Origin of the sequence: Acidovorax sp. (assembly GCF_046294525.1) — a bacterium.
GTDB lineage: Bacteria > Pseudomonadota > Gammaproteobacteria > Burkholderiales > Burkholderiaceae_C > Acidovorax.
On sequence record NZ_JBKBKQ010000004.1, the window covers coordinates 169,878 to 188,710 of the forward strand.

Sequence of the window (18,833 nt, forward strand, 5' to 3'; positions counted from 1 at the left end):
GACTCACCGCCTCCAAGCCGCCCGCCTACGCCGTTCTTGTACACCCATGCTGAGTCGCATCCTGGGTTGGTCGCGAGCGGCCAAGCGCTTCGTGGTGGTGGTGCTGGACGTGATCATGGGTGTCGCCGCCATGTGGCTGGCCTTCACGCTGCGGCTGGAAACGCCGCACTGGCCTCAGGGCATGCAGTGGGTGGTTTACGTGCTTGCACCTGCGCTCGCGTTTCCAGTGTTTGCCAAACTGGGGCTGTACCGGGCCATCTTCCGCTACACGGGGCTCACGGCGCTCATCACCACGGGCAAGGCGGTGGCCATCTATGGCGCGCTTCTGGCGGTGTGTGTGCTGGCGGCCCAGTGGGATGGCGTACCCCGCAGCGTGGGCATTCTGCAGCCGCTGCTGTTCATGCTGCTGGTGGGGGCCAGCCGCGCGCTGGGCTGGCTGGTCCTGGCGGGGCGCAGCCGTAACCCGGCCTACCGATTGCTGATCTATGGCGCGGGCAGCGCAGGCGCGCAGACCGCAGCCGGCCTGGGCAGCATGCGGCAGTACGAGCTCAAAGGCTTTGTGGACGACGACGCCACCAAGATTGGCCGCAGCATCAATGGCGTGCGGGTCTACGCCACCCAGGCACTGCCCGACATGGTGCAGCACCTGGCCATCACCGACGTGCTGCTGGCCCTGCCCAGCGCCACGCGGGAGCGGCGGCGCGAAATCATCGAAAGCCTGCGCGACCAGCCCGTGCGCATCCGCACCCTGCCCGGCCTGTCGGACTTGGCCAGCGGGCGCGTCACCCTCACCGACTTCCAGGACCTGGAGATCGAGGACCTGCTGGGGCGCGAGCCCGTCGCTCCCAACCCGGGCCTGCTGGGCCGCAACCTGGCGGGCACCGTGGTGCTTGTGACAGGCGCGGGTGGCAGCATCGGCAGTGAGCTGTGCCGCCAGATCGTGCGCGAGAGCCCCACGCTGCTGCTGCTGGTGGACCACAGCGAATATGCGCTCTACACCATCCACCACGAACTGCAGGCCCTGGCGCAGCAGGGCGAACACACGTGCGAGCTGGTGCCCCTCTTGGCCAGCATCACCCAGGCCGCGCGCATGAAGGAGATCTGCAGCACATACTGCCCGGTGTCCATCTACCACGCTGCCGCCTATAAGCACGTGCCGATGGTGGAAGCCAACGCGGGCGAAGGCGTGCTGAACAACGTGTTCGGCACGCTGCAGATGGTGCAAGCGGCCATGGAATGCGGCGCCCGGCACTTCGTGCTGATCTCCACCGACAAGGCGGTGCGGCCCACCAACATCATGGGCGCGAGCAAGCGCGTGGCCGAAATGGTGCTGCAGGCGATTGCCGCCAGCGCCACGCCGCCGTTTGCCCCCGCCAGCAGCGCATCAGCAGCGCCCACCCGCCTGTCCATGGTGCGCTTTGGCAATGTGCTGGGCTCCAGCGGCAGCGTGATCCCGCTGTTTCACAAGCAAATCGCGGCCGGCGGGCCCATCACCGTCACACACCCCGAGGTCACCCGCTACTTCATGACCATTGCCGAGGCCGCCCAGTTGGTGCTGCAGGCCGGCGCCATGGCCGAAGGCGGGGACGTGTTCCTGCTGGACATGGGCGAGCCACTGCAGATACTGGAACTGGCACGGCGCATGGTGGGACTGTCGGGTCTGACGGTGCGTGACGAGGACCATCCCGAAGGCGACATCGAGATCGTGTTCACCGGCCTGCGGCCTGGCGAGAAGCTGTTTGAAGAACTGCTGATCGGCGACAACCCCCTGCCGACTGCCCACCCGCGCATCCTGCGCGCGCGCGAGGAATACCTGCCGTGGGCCGAGCTGCAGCATCAGCTCAACGCGCTCAAGGACGCCGTGGGCCAGGGCGACCGCAACGCCATCATCGCGCTGCTGCATCAGCTGGTGCCGGGCTACCACCCCGAGCCCCAGAGCGAACCATGAAGCCCGGCATGCTGCGGGCCACGCTGACCCTGTTGACGGGCAGCGCGGCGGCCCATGCCGTTCCGCTGCTGCTGGGCCCGGCCCTCACCCGCGTGTACATGCCCGACGCGTTCGGGCAGTTTGCGCTGCTCTGGGCCATTGCCACCAACATCGCCGTCATCGGCTGCGCGCGGTATGAATTTGCCCTTCCGCTTGAAACCTCGGAGCCCCGCGCGGCCGAGCTGATGGCGCTGTGTGCGCGCATCCTGCTAGCGGTGACGGCAGCGTCGGTCGCTGTGGGGCTGGGCCTGCACCTCGCGCGCGGCCTGCCCCTGGCCTGGGCGCTGCCTGCGGCGGTGCTGGCAGGTGGGGCCGTGCAGTGGCTCACGATGTGGGCCACGCGGTCGCGGCGTTTTGGCCTGCTCGCCAGCGCGCGGCTGGTGCAACACGGCGGCGGCGCCAGCCTGCAGCTGGCGCTGGGCGCGCTGTCGGCAGGCCCTGGCGGGCTGGTGCTGGGCGCCACGGGGGCCAGCCTGGTGGCGGCATGGCTGCTGGCCCGCCCAGCGCCCGACGGCGGCTGGGCGGGGCTGTGGCGCCAGCCGTCCGCCGGCCTCAAGGCTATGGCACGGCGCCACCGCGATTTTCCGTGGCTCAACACGCCCCACGCGTTTCTGGGCGCGCTGCAAGACACGCTGACCCTGGTGCTGCTGGCTACCTGGACCGGGGACGCCGCGGCCGGCTACTGGGCCCTCGCCGTGCGCTACCTCAAGGCCCCCGCCACGCTGGTGGGTGGTGCTCTGTCGCAGTCGCTGTACCCCCACCTGCTGCAGGCCCGCACTCCAGAGCAGGCGCGCGCGCTGGTGCGCCGCACACTGCTGCTGCTGATCGCCCTGGCCGCGCCGCTAGCGGCGGTGCTGTGGTTGGCGGGGCCAGCGCTGTTTGCCTGGGCCTTCGGTGAACAATGGGCGCCAACGGGGCCCCTGGCCCGCGCGCTGGCGCTGTACATTGCGCTGCACTTCATCGCATCGCCCCTGGCCGTGGTGACCATGGCGTGGCGCGCGCAGGCCTGGGCGCTGCGGCTGGCCCTTGCGGGGCAAGTGGCCTACTTTGCGGGGCTGCTGGGCGGGCTTGCCTACGGGGGGCTGGTGGGTGCGGGCTGGGGCGTTTCGATCAGTATGCTGGCCTACTTTGCGTACTACTTCTGGGCCCTGGCCACATGGAAGGACATTCCGCATGAGAGCTTGGCTTAACCGCTGGCGCCGCCGCCTGTGGCAGGCGCTGTTCTACCGCATGGTGTTCGGCGAGCGCTCGGCCCAGGGCCTGCCGCTGCCCCACACGCGCATTGCGCCCAGCACCTGCATCGCGGGCGAGGATGGCCTTGTCCTCGCCGACCATGTGTTCATCGGCCACTTCAATTTTCTGGATGCGGCCGGGGGCCTCACCATCGGCGAAGGCGCGCAGATCACCAACTTCGTGAGCGTGGTCACCCACAGCTCGCACCGCGCCGTGCGGCTGATGGGGCGCAGCTACGCAACCCATGCCGGGCCCGCAGGGCAGCGGCCCGGCTACCTGCAGGCGCCCGTGCACATCGGCGCCTATGCGTTCATCGGCCCGCACAGCCTGATTGAGGCAGGCAGCCGCATCGGCAAGGGCGCCGTGGTGTGCGCCTATGCCCAGGTGCGCGGCGAGGTGCCGGACTTCGCCATCGTGGCTGGGCAACCGGCGCGGGTGGTGGGCGACGTGCGCACGCGCGATGCCACCCTGCTGGCGCAGCACCCCGAGATGGCAGTGCACTACGCCGCATGGGCGGGCGAACTGCCCGCTGCCAGCGCGAACCCCGCCGGAGCGCCGTGACCATGACAGCTCCCGCCGCCGCGTCGCCGCACCTGTGCCTGCTGGGCGATGCCACCAGCCCCCACATCCAGCGCTGGGCGCGCGAGATGCGTGCGCGCGGCTGGCGCGTGTCGCTGGTCACCGCGCGGCCCGCGCCCATCGACGGCGTGCACCAGCAGGTGCTGCGCCCCGTGCGCCGTTCGGCCCAGTGGCTGTTGCGCGCGGGCGTTGCCCGCCGCGCCATCGCCGCCCTGGCGCCCGACATCGTGCACGCGCACTACACCACGTCCTACGGCTACCTGGGCGCCCGCGCCGGCCGGCACCCGCTGGTGATGACGGCCTGGGGCAGCGACCTGCTGGTCACCCCCCACGCGAGCCCCTGGATGCGCTGGCTTACGGCCTGGACCCTGCGCTGCGCCGACCTCATCACCGGCGATTCGCAAAGCCTGGTGGACGCGGCGCACAGCCACCAGCCCACCGCGCCCGTGCACTGCATCCACTGGGGCGTGGAGCTGGAGCGCTTTGCGCCCGTGCCGTGGCAGGGCAAGCCGGGCTTCGAGATCGTGAGCCTGCGCTCCTGGGAGCCCAACTACAACATCCCCACCCTTATCGACGCCGTGGCCCAGCTGCACCGGGCGCAGCCCCACCTGCCGCTGCACCTGCACCTGCTGGGCGGCGGGTCGATGGAAGCCCCGCTGCGCGCCCAGGTGGCCGCGCAGGGCCTGCAGGCGCTGGTGAGCTTTCACGGCCGCCAGGACGATGCGGGCATGGCCCGCGTGCTGGCGCGCTGCAAGGTGTCGGTGTCGGTGCCCACGCAGGACGCGACCTCGGTGTCCGTGCTGGAGAGCATGGCCTGCGGCCTGCCCGTGGTGGCCACGCAGCTGCAGGCCAACACCCAGTGGCTGGAGCCCCGCTGGCTGGTGCCCGCGCGCGACAGCACCGCCCTGGCGCACGCGCTGGCCCAGCTGGCGCAGGATGATGCGGCGGCCCAAGCCACCGGCCAGCGCAACGCCGCGCTGATGCAGCGCGAGGGCGACCGCCGGCTGCAGATGGACCGCATGGATGCGCTGTACCGCGAACTGCTGCAGGCCCGCGCCGCGGCACGCCACCAGAATTCAAGCAAAATTGGCCGCTAGCGCTTATCCAGTAAGCGCAAGCAGCTACTTAAAATATAGCAATCACCGCATGTTCCTCCACCCTCCAGAATCTCAGTGCCTGAGCGTCATTGCGCCCTGCCGCAACGAGGCCGCGCACATCGATGCGTTTTGCGACAGCGCGCTGGCCCAGCAGCTGCCCGCAGGCTGGCGCATGGAGGTGCTGGTGGCCGATGGCCGCAGCGATGACGGCACACGCGAGCGGCTGCAGGCGCGCTGCGCGGCCGACCCCCGCCTGCGCTGGGTGGACAACCCCGGCCGCATCGTCTCCACCGGCCTGAACGCCTGCCTGCGCGAAGCGCGCGGCAGCGTGATTGCGCGCCTGGACGTGCACACCCGCTTTGCGCCGGACTACCTGGCCCAGTGCCTCGCAGCGCTGGAACGCACCGGCGCCGACAACGTGGGCGGGCCCTGGGTGGCCGAGGGCGTGGGCCACGTGGGCCAGGCGATTGCCGCCGCGTTCCAGAGCCGCTGGGTGGTGGGCGGCGCCCGCTCGCGCGACACGGCATACGAAGGCCCGGTGGACACGGTGTACCTGGGCTGCTGGCCCCGCGCCACGCTGGAGCGCTTTGGCGGCTTTGACGAGGCCCTGGTGCGCAACCAGGACGACGAGCACAACCTGCGCCTGCGCCTGGGCGGCGCACGCATCTGGCAAAGCAGCCGCATCCGCTCGCACTACCGCCCGCGCAGCTCGCTGCGCCACCTGTTTGCCCAGCAGCGCCAGTACGGCTACTGGCGGCCGTTTGTGATGCGCAAGCATGGCCAGCCAGGCTCGGTGCGCCAGCTGGTGCCGGCGGTGTTCGTGGCAGCGCTCCTGGCCAGCGTGCTGCTGGCGCCGTGGATGGCCCTGCCGCTGGCCGTTCTGCTGGGCGCGTATGGCACGTATCTCGGCGCCGTCAGCGTTCAGGCCGCCGTGGCCAGCGGCCACCTGGCCGCCCTGCCCTGGCTGCCGGTGGTGATTGCCGCCTACCATGTGGCCTACGGCCTGGGCACCTGGCGCGGCCTGTGGGACGTGCTGCGCGGCCAGGCGCCGTCCTCGCAATTTGCGCGCATCACGCGATGAGCCCCGTGCCCCCGCCCTCCTCCGAGCCCCAGGCCGTGGCCGCACGCTACGCCCGGCGCGATGCCGCGCAGGACGCGCAGCGCTACAGCCTGTATGCCAGCGCCTCCGCCCTGCAGGCCCAGCAAGAGCGCCTGCGCGCCCTGCGCCGCCTGTGGCTGGCCCACGGCTGGCACAGTCTGGCGGGCCTGGCCATGACCGAAGTGGGCTGCGGCAGCGGCGGCAACCTGCACGACCTGATCCGGCTGGGCGCCGACCCGGCGCAACTGCAGGGCCTGGAGCTGCTGCCCGAGCGCGCAGCGCAGGCGCGCGAGCGCCTGCCCGCCGCCGTGCGCATCACGCCGGGCGACGCGCTGCAGGCCCCCATCGCACCCGGCAGCCAGCAGGCCGTGCTGGCCTTCACGCTGTTCAGCTCGGTGCTGGACACCGCATTTCGCACCGCCCTGGCCCAGCGCATGTGGCAGTGGGTGGCGCCGGGCGGCGGCGTGCTGGTGTACGACTTCACCGTGGGCAACCCGCGCAACCCTGATGTGCAGGGCGTGCCGCTGCGCGAGGTGCAGCGGCTGTTCCCGGGGGCGCAGATCGCCTCGCGCCGGCTCACGCTCGCGCCGCCGCTGGCGCGCCGCCTGCCCCCCGCGCTGCTGGCCCCGGCGGCCGCCGTGCTGCCGGCCGTGCTGCCCGTCGTGCGCACGCACCGCCTGAGCTGGGTGGTCAAACCGTCTTCTTCACCGTTGTCATCGTCATGAAAATCACCGTCATCGGCACGGGCTACGTGGGGCTGGTCACCGGCGCCTGCCTGTCTGAAATGGGCAACCACGTGGTCTGCCTGGACCGCGACGCCGCGCGCATCGCCACGCTGCAGCAGGGCGGCATCCCGATTCACGAGCCGGGGCTGCCAGACCTGGTGCGCCGCAATGCGCAGGGCGGGCGCCTGTCCTTCACCACCGACGTTGCCGCGGCCGTGGCGCACGGCAGCGTGGTCTTCATCGCCGTGGGCACGCCGCCGCAGGAAGACGGCTCGGCCGACCTGCAGCACGTGCTAGCCGCCGCCGAGGCTGTGGGTCAGCATATGGCCGGCTACAAGCTCATCGTGAACAAGAGCACCGTGCCCGTGGGCACGGCCGAGCAGGTGCGCGGCGTGCTGGCGCGGGCGCTGGCCGCGCGCGGGCTGGCGGCGGAGTTTTCGGTGGTGTCCAACCCCGAATTCCTGAAGGAAGGCTCGGCCGTGCAGGACTTCATGCGCCCCGACCGCGTGGTGGTGGGCAGCGACGACGAGCGCGCCACCGCCCTGATGCGCACGCTGTACGCCCCCTTCATGCGCAACCGCGAACGCCTGGTCGAGATGGACGTGCGCAGCGCCGAGTTCACCAAATACGCCGCCAACGCCATGCTGGCCACGCGCATCAGCTTCATGAACGAGCTGGCGCTGCTGGCCGAGAAGCTGGGGGCCGACATCGAAAACGTGCGCATCGGCATCGGCTCGGACCCGCGCATCGGCACGCACTTTTTGTACGCCGGCACGGGCTACGGCGGGTCGTGCTTTCCCAAGGACGTGCGCGCGCTGATCCAGTCCGCCGAAGGGGTCGGCCAGCCGCTGCAGATCCTGCAGGCCGTGCAGTCGGTGAACGAGCGGCAAAAGCGCGTGCTCATCGACAAGATCGTCGCCCGCTTCGGCCCCCGCCTGCAAGGCCACCGCTTTGCGCTGTGGGGCCTGGCCTTCAAGCCCGGCACCGACGACATGCGCGAAGCGCCCAGTGTCACCGTGATCGAAGAGCTACTAGCGCGTGGCGCAGAAGTAGTAGCCTACGACCCCGAAGCCATGCCGCAGGCGCAAGCCGCCCTGGGCAACCGCGCCCACCTGCGGTATGCGCCACAGGCCGACGCTGCGCTGGAAGGCGCCGATGCGCTGGTCATCGTCACCGAATGGAAGGAGTTCCGCAGCCCCGACTTCGCCCACCTGGCCGCCACGTTGAAGCACCCGGTGGTGTTTGACGGGCGCAACCTGTTTAACCCCGCCACCGTGCAGCAGGCAGGCCTGGAATACCACCCTATTGGCCGGCGGCCCACCACGCCGGAAAGCCCATGACTGCCCCCACCTCCAACGCCCTTCCCTTCCTCCCCTTCGCACGCCCCGACATCGGGGATGCCGAAATCGCCGCTGTCACCGAAGCCCTGCGCTCGGGCTGGGTGACGACCGGGCCCATGGCCAAGCAATTCGAGGCCGCCTTCACCGACTACCTGGGCGGCGGCCTGCACAGCGTGGCCGTGAACTCGGCCACCGCCGGCCTGCACCTGGCGCTGGAGGCGCTGGGCATCGGCCCGGGCGACGAGGTGATCGCGCCCACGCTCACCTTCACCGCCACGGTGGAGGTGGCGCGCTACCTGGGCGCCGACGCGGTGCTGGTGGACGTGGACCCGGTGACGCTGAACATGGACCCTGCGCGCGTGCGCGCCGCCATCACGCCGCGCACGAAGGCCATCGTGCCGGTGCACTACGGCGGCCTGGCGTGCGACATGGATGCGATCCTCCCCATCGCCCGGGAACATGGCCTGAAAGTGGTGGAAGACGCCGCCCACGCGCTGCCCACCACCTGGCGCGGCACGCTGGTGGGGCAGCTGCCGTCCGACGTGACGGTGTTCAGCTTCTACGCCAACAAGACCATCACCACCGGCGAAGGCGGCATGGCCGTGACGCGCGACGAGGCCGTGGCCCAGCGCATGCGCGTGATGCGCCTGCACGGCATGAACCGCGACGCGTTCGACCGCTTCACTTCCAAGACCCCGGCGTGGTACTACGAAGTGGTCGCGCCCGGCTTCAAATACAACATGACGGACGTAGCCGCCGCCATGGGCGTGCAACAGCTCGCGCGCCTGCCGCAGTTCGTGCAGCGGCGCGAATACCTGGCCAAGCGCTACCATGCCGCGCTCGCCAATCTGCCGCTGGTGCTGCCCGCCACCGCGCCCGTTGGCGACCAGCACGCCTGGCACCTTTATGTGGTGCGGCTCGCGCCCGGTGCGCGCCTGGGCCGCGACGACCTTATCCAGGGCCTGTCGGACCGCGGGATTGGCACCAGCGTGCACTACGTCCCCCTGCACCGCCACCCGTACTGGCGCGACCGCTATGGCCTGGCGCCCGAACAGTTCCCCCACGCCGACGCGGCCTACCAGGCCATGGTGAGCCTGCCGCTGTTCACCGCGATGAGCGACGCGGACCAGGACCGGGTCATTGCCGCACTGCACGAGCTGCTGGGTGGCTGACAGCCCTCACCCGCCCATGGCCAAGCGGCTCTTTGACATCCTGTTTGCCGCCAGCGCGCTGCTGGCATTGGCGCCGCTGCTGGCGGCCATCGCGCTGTGGGTGCGGCTGGATTCGCCCGGCCCGGTGTTGTACCGGCAGACCCGGGTGGGCCGGGGCGGGCGGCACTTTCGCATTGCCAAGTTCCGCACCATGCGCATCGGGGCTGACCAGGCGGGCCCGGCGATCACGATCGGGGCGGATGCGCGCATCACCCGTGCGGGGCACTTCCTGCGCCGCACCAAGCTCGATGAACTGCCCCAGTTTGCCAACGTGCTGTGCGGCGACATGAGCGTGGTCGGCCCCCGGCCCGAGGTGCCGCGCTACGTGGCCCTGTACCCGCCGGAGGTGGCGCAGCAGGTGTTCAGCGTGCGGCCCGGCATCACCGACCTGGCCTCGCTGGCGTTTCGCGACGAAAGCACGCTGCTGGCGCACAGCAGCGACCCCGAGCGCACCTACGTGCACGAGATTCTGCCCGCCAAGCTGCGCTACGCCTGCGAATACGCGCGCACGCAGTCACTGTGGCTGGACCTGCGCATCATTGCCCGCACGGCCGTAGCCGTGCTGCGCAGCTCGGCGCCGGGGCGGAAGCCCTAAAATCACGGGTTTGGCTTTCTCGGGCGCCGCCTTGCCTCATTTGGGGTTCGCGGCATGGCGTGTTGCCTGCAGCAGCGCCGCCCCCCGTTTCCGCAGCCCCCTCCATTTCCCTACCGCACACAGGCCCATGTCTGAACAGAACCCCGCACCCGCGCCCCAGGACGAAAACCAGCTCATCGCCGAGCGCCGCGAAAAGCTCCGCGCCTTGCGCGATGTGCAAGCCAGTGGCGGGAGCGTCGCCTTCCCCAACAACTTCAAGCCCGCCCACAAGGCCGCCCAGCTGCACCTGGACCACAGCGAAGCCACCGCCGAGGCGCTGGAGGCCGCGCCCGTCAGCGTCTCCGTGGCCGGCCGCATGATGCTCAAGCGCGTGATGGGCAAGGCCAGCTTTGCCACGGTGCAGGACGGATCGCTGGGCGAAGTCGGCGGCCGCATCCAGCTGTATATCACCCGCGACGCCGTGGGCGAAGAGCTGTACGCCGCGTTCAAGCACTGGGATCTGGGCGACATCGTGGGCGCCGAGGGCACGCTGATGAAGACCAAGACGGGCGAGCTGTCGGTCAAGGTGACCAGCCTGCGCCTGCTCACCAAGAGCCTGCGCCCGCTGCCCGACAAGTTCCACGGCATGGCCGACCAGGAGCAGAAGTACCGCCAGCGCTATGTGGACCTGATCACCGACGAGCACGCCCGCAAGCGCTTCGTGGCCCGCAGCAAGGCCGTGAGCGGCCTGCGCGAGTTCATGGTGAGCCACGGTTTTCTCGAGGTCGAGACGCCCATGCTGCACCCCATCCCGGGCGGTGCCAACGCCAAGCCGTTCGTCACGCACCACAACGCGCTGGAGCAGGAGATGTACCTGCGCATCGCGCCCGAGCTGTACTTGAAGCGCCTGATCGTGGGGGGCTTCGAGCGCGTGTTCGAGATCAACCGCAGCTACCGCAACGAAGGCATCTCGGTACGCCACAACCCCGAGTTCACCATGATGGAGTTCTACGCGGCGTACTGGAACTACCTGGACCTGATGGACTTCACCGAGACGCTGATCCGCGAGGTGGCCATGAAGGCCACAGGCAGCCTGCAGATGACCTACCAGGGCCGTGCAGTGGACCTGAGCCAGCCGTTTGCCCGCCTGACCATCCGCGAGGCGATCTTCCAGTACACCGAAGCCGGCGCCCACGTGGACGATGCCGCTTGGCTCATCAGCGCCTTGAAGAAGCTGGGCCTGACGGAAGAGAAGGACAAGCTCTCCACCCGCTCGCTGGCAAGCCTGCAGGTGCTGTACTTTGAAGAGACGGTGGAAGACAAGCTGTGGCAGCCCACCTTCATCATGGAGCACCCCACCGAGATCAGCCCGCTGGCGCGCGCCAACGACCTGCGTCCCGAGGTGACCGAGCGCTTTGAGCTGTACATCACCGGCCGCGAGTTCGGCAACGGTTTTTCCGAGCTGAACGACGCCGAGGACCAGGCCGCGCGCTTCCACGCCCAGGTGGCGGCCAAGGACAGCGGGGACGACGAGGCCATGTTCTACGACCACGACTTCGTGCGGGCGCTGGAATACGGCATGCCGCCCACGGGGGGTTGCGGAATCGGCATCGACCGGCTCATGATGCTGCTCACCGACAGCCCGAGCATCCGCGACGTGATCCTGTTCCCCGCGCTGCGCCGGGAGGGCTGAAGCCCTCGCTTCGGCTGTTGTAGAGCCCCGGGGCGCCGCATGCCGCGCCCCTTGATGGCCCCGAGGAGACCCACCGTGCCGTTCAGCCCCTCCAGCAACGCCTCCAACCCTCCGCCCACTGCGCACTTTCCGGCGGGCAATGCGTTTTCAGTGCTGGTGGTCGAAGACCAGCCCTCAGTGCGCGCGGCACTGGTAGCCGAGCTGCGGCAGGCAGGGGTGTCGGACATTTACGAGGCGCCAGAAGGCGGCGCGGCCTTGCAGCTCTTCAAGGCCCACCGGCCGGACCTTGTGCTGCTGGACATCCGGCTGCCCGGCCACGATGGCTACTGGGTGGCGCAGCAGATGCGCGAGAGCGAGGCGGGCGACTGGACGCCGATCATCTTCCTGTCGGGCCTGGACAACGAACTGGACGTATGGCGCGGCATCGAGGTGGGTGGCGACGATTACCTGGTCAAACCCGTCAAGCCCATCGTGCTGATGGCCAAGCTGCGCGCCATGCGTCGCCTGCTGGACATGCGCCGACGCCTCGTAGCGATGTCTGCCGAGCTGCATCAGGCCAACCAGCGGCTGAACGAGATGGTCGAGATGGATTCCCTCACCGGCCTGATCAATCGCCGAGGCTTCGACCGCATCCTGCACCACGAAATCCTGGCCGCGCGGCGCGACGGCACACCGCTCACGCTGATGCTCTGCGACCTGGATCACTTCAAGCTGTTCAACGACGCCAGCGGCCATGTGCAGGGCGATGCTTGCCTCAAAGAGGTGGGCCGCCTGCTGCGCGAGGTGTGCGTGCGCCCACGCGACGTGGCCTCGCGCTACGGGGGTGAGGAGTTTGCGCTGATCCTGCCCAACACGCCGCGATCTGGCGCCATGACGTTTGCGCGGGCGCTGGGGCAAATGCTCAAGGTGCGTGCCTTGCCTCACGCAGGTTCGCCCCTGGGCGACACACTGACCTTGTCGGGTGGCATCACCACCTGCGTGCCCGACGACAGCACCAGCGCCGAGAGCATGATCATGCGCGCCGACCAGGCGCTGTATGCGGCCAAGGCCCAAGGCCGCAACCGCTTTTTCAGCTTTGAAATGCAAATGGACACTGTGGAGCAATTGCGCAGTTGAACTGGTTCACTTCCTTCTTTCCTCTTGAGGCTACGCAGCGCAACGCGCAAGCGGCCACGCAAACGGCGATTTCCCGCATGCAAGTTCTCAAAACCCGCCTCCCCGACTGGATCCAGGACTGGCTGGAGATCATCGTCCCCGGCCTGCAGATCCTGCTGATCGTGCTGGCCGCCTGGCTGCTGCAGCGCGTGCTGCGACGCTTGGTGCGCCGCGCCAGCGCCCATTACCAGGTGCCCGACGCGCTGGTGGTGCCCATGACCGGCCTGATCAGATGGGTGACCGTGGCAGGTGCCATGCTGCTGGTTCTAGAGCGCCTGGGCGTGTCGGCCACTGTGCTGTGGACGGCCTTCACCGGGTTTGCCACGGTGGGCGCGGTGGCGTTTTTTGCAGCGTGGAGCGTGTTGTCCAACCTGTTCTGCGCACTGCTGATCTTTACGGTGCGGCCCTACCGCATAGGCGAATACATCGAGGTGCTGGACACGGCCGAAAAACCCGGCGCCAAGGGCCGCGTTGTGGACATCAACCTGCTGTACACCACACTGGAAGACCATGGCGGCGCAACCCACGGCACGGGCGCGTGGCTGCAGATCCCGAACTCGCTGGTGTTCCAGCGGGTGGTGCGTCGCTTCCACGGGGTGCCGCCGCCGGAGCCTGCGGCAGCGGAGCCGCAGGCCGCGCAGGCGGCCGAGGCGGTCGCTGCTCCCGCGCCATCAGCTGCGGCGGCGGTTTCGCCTGTGCCTTGACGGCTTACAGGCCCCGAGTTTTGGCTGGGTTTGAAAGGTGCAAGGCGTGCAGCGGCACAAGACTCTCAGTCGCTTGCCCTCTCAGGGCAACAGGTCCAGCGCCTGCATGTACGCGGGCTGCAGCATCAGCTCGTCCCAGGGCTGGGGCAGCGTTTCAGGCAGCAGCGCCACGCGGCGCGCTTCGCTGTCCACGCTGGGCTGCCAGCGGCCTTGGGCGTGGGCCTTTTCCAGACCTTCGATGAGTTCGTCCACGGGCTTGCCGTCGCCCACGCTCTGGTTGCACAGCAGCACCAGATCACAGCCCGCATCCAGCGCGGCCACGGCGGCGTCGGTGTAGCTCACCACTTCGCCGTCCAGCCGGCGGGCGCCTTCCATGCTCAGGTCGTCGCTGAAGATGGCGCCGTCAAAGCGCATCTGGCGGCGCAGGATCTCCTGCAGCCAACGCTGCGAGAAGCCGGCCGGGCGGCTGTCCACCTTGGGGTAGATCACGTGCGCCGGCATCACGCTGGTGAGCGTGTTGCTGAGCCAGGGGTACGGCGCCGCGTCGTCCGCCAGGATGGCCTTGAGGCTGCGCTTGTCCACCGGTACTTCGGTGTGCGAATCGGCCTTGACGAAGCCGTGCCCCGGGAAGTGCTTGCCGCAGTTGGCCATGCCCGCCTGCAGCAGGCCGTGCATCAGGCTCTTGGCCAGCAGCGCCACCACGCGCGGATCGCGGTGGAAGGCGCGGTCGCCGATGACGCCGCTTTCGCCAAAGTCCAGGTCCAGTACGGGCGTGAAGCTGAAATCCACCCCACAGGCGCGCAACTCGCTGCCCAGCACATAGCCCGCAGCCGTGGCGGCGCTGGTGGCCCGCAGGGCGCCGCTGCCCGGGCCGCCTTTGCCGTCCCCGTGCATCCACAGCTCGCCAAACGCGCTCATGGGGGGCAGATGGGTGAAGCCGTCGGTGCGAAAACGCTGCACGCGGCCGCCTTCGTGGTCCACGCAGATGAGCAGGTCATCCCGCACGGCCTTGATGCTGCTGGTGAGCTGCAGCAGCTGGGCGCGGTTCTCCCAGTTGCGGGCGAACAGGATGACCCCGCCGGTCAGCGGGTGGGCCAGGCGGCGGCGGTCCGCAGCGCTGAGGGTGGTGCCTGCGACATCCAGGATCAGGGGAGCATGTTCGGTCATGGTGTGGGGCGGAGTAGTTTGCTATGCAATATGTAGCTGCCAGTGCTTATTAATCAAGCGCTAGAGCCCATTCTTATTCAAATTTTTCGACCACGCAGAAGCTGGCGGCGTAGTCGGTCTCATCAGTCACGCTCAGATGGGCCCTGAGGCCCCGGGCTTCGAACCAGTCCTTGAGCGCCCCGTGCAGCACGATCACGGGCTGGCCGCTCGGAAGCTTGGCCACTTCACAATGGCGCCACGTCATCGGCATGCGCATGCCCAAACCAATGGCCTTGCTGAAGGCCTCCTTGGCCGAAAAACGCGTGGCCAGGTATCGCAGACCCCGGTCCGGCCAGCGCCCGCTGCGCTCGCGCCAGGTGGCCAGTTCGCCATCGGCCAGCACCTTTTGCGCAAACCGCTCACCGTTGCGCTCCAAGCTGGCGGCGATGCGGCGCACATCGCAAATGTCGGTGCCAATGCCGTAAATCATGGAAATTTGGGTCAAATATGCCACTAGCGCTTATCAATCAAGCGCTAGTAGCTATCAAATCAGGAGTTATTCGCAGAGCGGCTTCCGTCTGCAATGCAGGCGAGATAGGCCTGCACCGTGGCAGCGTAGCCCAGCTCCAGCGCGTCACCGATCAGTGCGTGGCCAATGGAGACCTCCAGCACACCGGGCACTTCGCGCACAAAAGCGGCGAGGTTGTCACGGTTCAGGTCATGCCCCGCATTCACACCCAGGCCAGCATCCAGCGCAGCCTGGGCCGCGGCCGCGTAGCGCGCCACCTGGTCCGCCTGCTGCGCGGTACCCCAAGCGGCGGCGTATGGCTCGGTGAACAGCTCCACGCGGTCGGCACCCACGGCACGGGCGGCAGCCATCTGCGCAGGCACCGGGTCCATGAACAGGCTCACGCGCACGCCCAGGGCCTTGCATTCGGCGATGAGCGGCGCGAGGCGCTCGGCGTCCTGCGGAAAGCTCCAGCCGTGGTCGCTGGTGAACTGATCTTCGCCGTCGGGCACGAAGGTGGCTTGGTGCGGGCGCACCTGGCGGATGAAGTCCATCAGGTTTTGCGTGGGGTTGCCTTCGATGTTGTATTCGCGGTCGGGCCAGGCCTTCATCAACTGAGCCAATTCGAACACGTCGTGCGCGCGGATGTGCCGCTCGTCGGGCCGAGGGTGCACGGTGATACCTTGGGCACCGGCTTGCAGACACAGCTCTGCAGCGCGGGTGACGCTGGGAATGCCCAGGTGGCGGGTGTTGCGCAGGAGTGCGACCTTGTTGACGTTGACGGACAGTGCGGTGGGGCGTGGGAGGCTTGGGTGGGTCGAGGTCATAGGGCCTGCAGATCGATCATAAGCTGGCGGGTGCGCAGCAGGGGGCTGCCGCAATGGTATTGCAGCACGGCGCGCAGCTGGGGCTTGAGTTCGGCTGCCACCGGGGCGCAGGCCCGCAGAGTGGCGGTGTAGCTGGCGGCATCATCAAGCGCACGCTGCAGCGCCTGCCACTGGCTGCCCTCCAGTGTTGCACGGTCGGCCGCAGAGGCCGCACGCAATCCGCCTTCGGGCACCAGGGTGTAGCGTTGCTGGGGCGCGAGCGGTGCCAGCGTCATGGTTTGCACGTCCAGGCCGGGCAGCAGACCGATTTCGCGCAGCAGCAGCAACTCGAAGCTGCGCAGCACGGGCTCCAGCAGCTCGGGTGAGGTCGCAGCCCCCTGCTCGCCCGCCAGCACGCGCACCACGCCGGCATAGGCATCGAACAACGCAGGGTGCGGGTCGGCACGCGCCAGCAAGCGCAGCAGCAGCTCGTTAAGGTACAGGCCCGACAGCAGCGCGTCGCCCGTGGGCATCACATGCCCCCCCACCCATTCCGCGCCCTTGAGCGTGTGGATGTCGGCGTTGCCGTCCCCCGCCAGGGTGTAGGTCAGCGCCACAGGCTGCAGCGGCAGCAGCACCGGGCGAAAGTTGGAGCTGGGCTTCTTGGCGCCCTTGGCCACTAGTGCCACGCGCCCCTGACGGCGGCAGAACACCTCCAGAATCAGGCTGGACTCGCTCCAGTCGTAGCTGTGCAGCACAAAGGCGGGCTCATCGGCAATGCGCTTGGCTGCAGCCACGGTGGGATGGGGAGTGTGAAGAGTGCGATAGGTGGCGGCTGGCGCCCGCGGTCACAAGCAGCAGCCTTTGAAACAGGGAGCGGTCAGCCGGCAAGGCTCATTCGTAGCCGAAGGAACGGACGCGGGCCTCATCGTCCGCCCAGCCCGAGCGCACCTTGACCCACAGTTCCAGAAACACCTTGGCATCCATGAGCTTTTCCAGTTCCTGCCGCGCTTCGGTGCCAATGCGCTTCAAACGCTCGCCCTTGTCACCGATCACCATCATCTTGTGGTTGTCGCGCTCGACCACGATGGTGGCAGCGATCTTCACGAGGCGCTTGTGCTGCTTGCTTTTTTCCTCGTCGAACTTGTCGATGACCACCGTGGAGGTGTAAGGCAACTCGTCGCCAGTAAAGCGGAATAGCTTCTCGCGCACGGTTTCGCTGGCGAGGAACTTCTCGCTGCGGTCGGTGAGTTCATCTTCGGCATACCACCAGCCCTGCTCAGGCAGATATTTTTCGCAGATGCCGAACAGGCGCTCGATGTCGCCTTTGTTTTTGGCCGACATGGGCACAAACTCGGCAAACGGATGGCGCTCTTGCATGCTCTTGAGCCAGGGCGCAATCTCAGCTCGGCGGTGCACCATGTCCAGCTTGTTGGCCACCAGCAGCGTGGGAATGCCCGGTTTGAACAGCGACAGTACCTTGGCGTCGGCCAGTGTGAAGTTACCGGCCTCGACCACAAACAGGATCAGATCCACATCGCCAATGGCACCCATCACGGTTTTGTTGAGCGACTTGTTGAGGGCGGTGGCGTGGCGCGTCTGGAAACCCGGCGTGTCCACGAAGATGAACTGCGTCTGCTCGCGCGTGCGAATGCCGGTGATGCGGTGGCGCGTGGTCTGCGCCTTGCGCGAGGTGATGCTGATCTTCTGCCCGACCAGCGCATTGAGCAGCGTGGACTTGCCCACATTGGGCTTGCCCACAATCGCGATCACGCCGCAGCGCTGCCCAGGCACCGCCGCTGGCGTGCCAGCAGCCGCGAGCATCGCCTCCAGGTCATTTTGGACTGGAGCGCTTACTGCATCTGCGTTGGCAGCTACATTTTTAGTAGCTTCATTCATCGTTTAGTCGCTTTCAATGTCGCCAGCATGGCTGCAGCAGCAGCCTGCTCGCCGGCCCGGCGTGAGCCCCCGATGCCCCGTTCGGCAAGCCCCAGTTCGGTGATTTCACACTCGACGTCAAAGGTCTGGCGGTGCGCCGCACCCACGGTGGCCACTACTTTGTACTGCGGCAGCTTCATTTTGCGGCCCTGTAGCCACTCCTGCAAAGCGGTTTTGGGGTCCTTGGACGCCGCCTGCATCTGGGGGTTGATCTCCACGCCCTGGAACAGCCGGTGCACCAGCGCTTCCGCGCTGGCATACCCGGCGTCGAGGTACACGGCGCCGATCAGGGCTTCAAGTGCATCGGCCAGGATGGAGGGACGCTGCTGTCCGCCCGATTTCGACTCGCCTTCCCCTAGGCGTAAAACTTCCGGCAGCTTGAGACGCAACGCCAACTGGTGCAGGGTGTCCTGTTTAACGAGGTTGGCACGCACCCGCGAGAGATCCCCCTCGGGCAAAGCCGACAGCCGCTGGTACAGCAGGCTTGCCACCGCGAGGTTCAGCACCGAGTCGCCCAGAAACTCCAGCCGCTCGTTGTGGTCCGCAGAAAAACTGCGGTGCGTGGTTGCACGCTGGAGCAGCGCGGGATCAGAAAAAACATGCTGCAGGCGATCCTGCAGCGCAGTGAGACCGGAATGCACCTATTTGGACTGCCCTTCGAAGCGATAGACCAGGAAGGCGGGGCCAGCCAAGGCGATCTCGCGGGAGTACTTGTATGACACGACCGTCTTGTCGCCACGCTTGGTCACTTCGAGATCCTTGCCTTGAATGGAAGTAATGTCGTCAATGGCCGCTGCGCGGTCGAATGCAGCACGTATGCCCGCCACCGAACTCTCGACCTTGGATTTCTCAACGGCGCGGTTGATGGCAACGTTCTCAATAAAAATCGGGACGGACTGCCCCCCGATTGCAAAGGCCGCCACCGCGAACACGCCGATAAACACGAGACCAAAGAACGACAACCCCCGCTGACGCGAACGGCTGGCCGAGCGATGCAATGTCATAACTACCCTCTCCTTGTGCTCTAAGACCGGCCGG

19 protein-coding genes are annotated in these 18,833 nt (G+C 68.0%); 12 read left to right on the forward strand and 7 right to left on the reverse strand.

Features of this window, described 5'->3' with window-relative positions; genetic code table 11:
* The first annotated feature begins 46 nt into the window (after positions 1–46).
* The 12 genes from ACK4HJ_RS06770 to ACK4HJ_RS06825 all read left to right on the forward strand — a co-directional run bounded on the left by ACK4HJ_RS06770 (position 47) and on the right by ACK4HJ_RS06825 (position 13,397).
* The gene (locus ACK4HJ_RS06770; protein ID WP_409829068.1) at positions 47–1,948 is read left to right on the forward strand and encodes a polysaccharide biosynthesis protein; all 1,902 of its coding nucleotides are present in this window, start codon (positions 47–49) and stop codon (positions 1,946–1,948) included.
* A complete protein-coding gene (locus ACK4HJ_RS06775) occupies positions 1,945–3,177 on the forward strand; it encodes a lipopolysaccharide biosynthesis protein (RefSeq protein WP_409829071.1) in 1,233 nt (410 codons plus the stop codon). Before ACK4HJ_RS06770 ends, ACK4HJ_RS06775 begins: the two co-directional genes overlap by 4 nt.
* Positions 3,161–3,781 (forward strand): acyltransferase, encoded by a 621-nt coding sequence (locus tag ACK4HJ_RS06780; protein WP_409829074.1) that lies wholly within the window; start codon positions 3,161–3,163, stop codon positions 3,779–3,781. The genes ACK4HJ_RS06775 and ACK4HJ_RS06780 overlap by 17 nt, the downstream gene beginning before the upstream one ends.
* A 2-nt stretch (positions 3,782–3,783) precedes the next feature.
* A complete protein-coding gene (locus tag ACK4HJ_RS06785) occupies positions 3,784–4,896 on the forward strand; it encodes a glycosyltransferase (RefSeq protein WP_409829077.1) in 1,113 nt (370 codons plus the stop codon).
* 49 nt (positions 4,897–4,945) lie between these two features.
* Positions 4,946–5,977 (forward strand): glycosyltransferase family 2 protein, encoded by a 1,032-nt coding sequence (locus tag ACK4HJ_RS06790; protein WP_409829080.1) that lies wholly within the window; start codon positions 4,946–4,948, stop codon positions 5,975–5,977.
* Complete coding sequence (locus tag ACK4HJ_RS06795; RefSeq protein ID WP_409829082.1) at positions 5,974–6,720, forward strand: class I SAM-dependent methyltransferase; 747 nt, start codon at positions 5,974–5,976, stop codon at positions 6,718–6,720. The genes ACK4HJ_RS06790 and ACK4HJ_RS06795 overlap by 4 nt, the downstream gene beginning before the upstream one ends.
* Positions 6,717–8,060: a UDP-glucose dehydrogenase family protein gene (locus ACK4HJ_RS06800; RefSeq protein ID WP_409829085.1), complete on the forward strand. Its 1,344-nt coding sequence runs from the start codon at positions 6,717–6,719 to the stop codon at positions 8,058–8,060. The genes ACK4HJ_RS06795 and ACK4HJ_RS06800 overlap by 4 nt, the downstream gene beginning before the upstream one ends.
* A complete protein-coding gene (locus tag ACK4HJ_RS06805) occupies positions 8,057–9,232 on the forward strand; it encodes a DegT/DnrJ/EryC1/StrS family aminotransferase (RefSeq protein WP_409829087.1) in 1,176 nt (391 codons plus the stop codon). The genes ACK4HJ_RS06800 and ACK4HJ_RS06805 overlap by 4 nt, the downstream gene beginning before the upstream one ends.
* A 16-nt stretch (positions 9,233–9,248) precedes the next feature.
* The gene (locus tag ACK4HJ_RS06810) at positions 9,249–9,866 is read left to right on the forward strand and encodes a sugar transferase (RefSeq protein ID WP_409829268.1); all 618 of its coding nucleotides are present in this window, start codon (positions 9,249–9,251) and stop codon (positions 9,864–9,866) included.
* Positions 9,867–9,993: 127 nt separating this feature from the next.
* Complete coding sequence (gene lysS / locus ACK4HJ_RS06815) at positions 9,994–11,538, forward strand: lysine--tRNA ligase (protein WP_409829089.1); 1,545 nt, start codon at positions 9,994–9,996, stop codon at positions 11,536–11,538.
* Positions 11,539–11,613: 75 nt separating this feature from the next.
* Positions 11,614–12,654, forward strand: coding sequence for a diguanylate cyclase domain-containing protein (locus ACK4HJ_RS06820; RefSeq protein ID WP_409829092.1), 1,041 nt, complete (start codon positions 11,614–11,616; stop codon positions 12,652–12,654).
* A gap of 77 nt (positions 12,655–12,731) precedes the next feature.
* Positions 12,732–13,397: a mechanosensitive ion channel family protein gene (locus tag ACK4HJ_RS06825; RefSeq protein ID WP_409829095.1), complete on the forward strand. Its 666-nt coding sequence runs from the start codon at positions 12,732–12,734 to the stop codon at positions 13,395–13,397.
* A gap of 81 nt (positions 13,398–13,478) precedes the next feature.
* On the opposite strand, the gene nagZ is transcribed toward ACK4HJ_RS06825, so the two are convergent.
* The 7 genes from nagZ to ACK4HJ_RS06860 form a co-directional block, all read right to left on the reverse strand.
* Positions 13,479–14,564 (reverse strand): beta-N-acetylhexosaminidase, encoded by a 1,086-nt coding sequence (gene nagZ / locus ACK4HJ_RS06830; RefSeq protein WP_409829098.1) that lies wholly within the window; start codon positions 14,562–14,564, stop codon positions 13,479–13,481.
* A gap of 73 nt (positions 14,565–14,637) precedes the next feature.
* On the reverse strand, positions 14,638–15,033 hold the full coding sequence (gene acpS, locus ACK4HJ_RS06835) for a holo-ACP synthase (protein ID WP_409829101.1): 396 nt from the start codon (positions 15,031–15,033) through the stop codon (positions 14,638–14,640).
* Positions 15,034–15,092: 59 nt separating this feature from the next.
* Complete coding sequence (locus tag ACK4HJ_RS06840) at positions 15,093–15,878, reverse strand: pyridoxine 5'-phosphate synthase (RefSeq protein WP_409829104.1); 786 nt, start codon at positions 15,876–15,878, stop codon at positions 15,093–15,095.
* Positions 15,875–16,654: a DNA repair protein RecO gene (gene recO / locus ACK4HJ_RS06845; RefSeq protein WP_409829107.1), complete on the reverse strand. Its 780-nt coding sequence runs from the start codon at positions 16,652–16,654 to the stop codon at positions 15,875–15,877. Before recO ends, ACK4HJ_RS06840 begins: the two co-directional genes overlap by 4 nt.
* A gap of 97 nt (positions 16,655–16,751) precedes the next feature.
* The gene (gene era, locus ACK4HJ_RS06850) at positions 16,752–17,756 is read right to left on the reverse strand and encodes a GTPase Era (RefSeq protein WP_409829109.1); all 1,005 of its coding nucleotides are present in this window, start codon (positions 17,754–17,756) and stop codon (positions 16,752–16,754) included.
* Positions 17,753–18,436 carry a ribonuclease III gene (gene rnc / locus ACK4HJ_RS06855; RefSeq protein WP_409829112.1) on the reverse strand — a complete coding sequence of 228 codons (684 nt, stop codon included), beginning with the start codon at positions 18,434–18,436 and terminating at the stop codon, positions 17,753–17,755. The genes era and rnc overlap by 4 nt, the downstream gene beginning before the upstream one ends.
* On the reverse strand, positions 18,437–18,799 hold the full coding sequence (locus ACK4HJ_RS06860; protein WP_409829115.1) for a DUF4845 domain-containing protein: 363 nt from the start codon (positions 18,797–18,799) through the stop codon (positions 18,437–18,439).
* Positions 18,800–18,833 lie beyond the last annotated feature (34 nt).

What these genes read in the sequence shown, in the direction of transcription:
- ACK4HJ_RS06795 (WP_409829082.1), top strand. Translation starts at nt 5,974, where the DNA reads ATGAGCCCCGTGCCCCCGCCCTCCTCCGAGCCCCAGGCCGTGGCCGCA.
- ACK4HJ_RS06775 (WP_409829071.1), top strand. Translation starts at nt 1,945, where the DNA reads ATGAAGCCCGGCATGCTGCGGGCCACGCTGACCCTGTTGACGGGCAGC.
- ACK4HJ_RS06785 (WP_409829077.1), top strand. Translation starts at nt 3,784, where the DNA reads ATGACAGCTCCCGCCGCCGCGTCGCCGCACCTGTGCCTGCTGGGCGAT.
- nagZ (WP_409829098.1), bottom strand. Translation starts at nt 14,564, where the DNA reads ATGACCGAACATGCTCCCCTGATCCTGGATGTCGCAGGCACCACCCTC.
- ACK4HJ_RS06825 (WP_409829095.1), top strand. Translation starts at nt 12,732, where the DNA reads ATGCAAGTTCTCAAAACCCGCCTCCCCGACTGGATCCAGGACTGGCTG.
- ACK4HJ_RS06840 (WP_409829104.1), bottom strand. Translation starts at nt 15,878, where the DNA reads ATGACCTCGACCCACCCAAGCCTCCCACGCCCCACCGCACTGTCCGTC.
- ACK4HJ_RS06790 (WP_409829080.1), top strand. Translation starts at nt 4,946, where the DNA reads ATGTTCCTCCACCCTCCAGAATCTCAGTGCCTGAGCGTCATTGCGCCC.
- ACK4HJ_RS06770 (WP_409829068.1), top strand. Translation starts at nt 47, where the DNA reads ATGCTGAGTCGCATCCTGGGTTGGTCGCGAGCGGCCAAGCGCTTCGTG.
- era (WP_409829109.1), bottom strand. Translation starts at nt 17,756, where the DNA reads ATGAATGAAGCTACTAAAAATGTAGCTGCCAACGCAGATGCAGTAAGC.
- acpS (WP_409829101.1), bottom strand. Translation starts at nt 15,033, where the DNA reads ATGATTTACGGCATTGGCACCGACATTTGCGATGTGCGCCGCATCGCC.
- ACK4HJ_RS06805 (WP_409829087.1), top strand. Translation starts at nt 8,057, where the DNA reads ATGACTGCCCCCACCTCCAACGCCCTTCCCTTCCTCCCCTTCGCACGC.
- ACK4HJ_RS06810 (WP_409829268.1), top strand. Translation starts at nt 9,249, where the DNA reads ATGGCCAAGCGGCTCTTTGACATCCTGTTTGCCGCCAGCGCGCTGCTG.
- ACK4HJ_RS06860 (WP_409829115.1), bottom strand. Translation starts at nt 18,799, where the DNA reads ATGACATTGCATCGCTCGGCCAGCCGTTCGCGTCAGCGGGGGTTGTCG.
- ACK4HJ_RS06780 (WP_409829074.1), top strand. Translation starts at nt 3,161, where the DNA reads ATGAGAGCTTGGCTTAACCGCTGGCGCCGCCGCCTGTGGCAGGCGCTG.
- ACK4HJ_RS06800 (WP_409829085.1), top strand. Translation starts at nt 6,717, where the DNA reads ATGAAAATCACCGTCATCGGCACGGGCTACGTGGGGCTGGTCACCGGC.
- lysS (WP_409829089.1), top strand. Translation starts at nt 9,994, where the DNA reads ATGTCTGAACAGAACCCCGCACCCGCGCCCCAGGACGAAAACCAGCTC.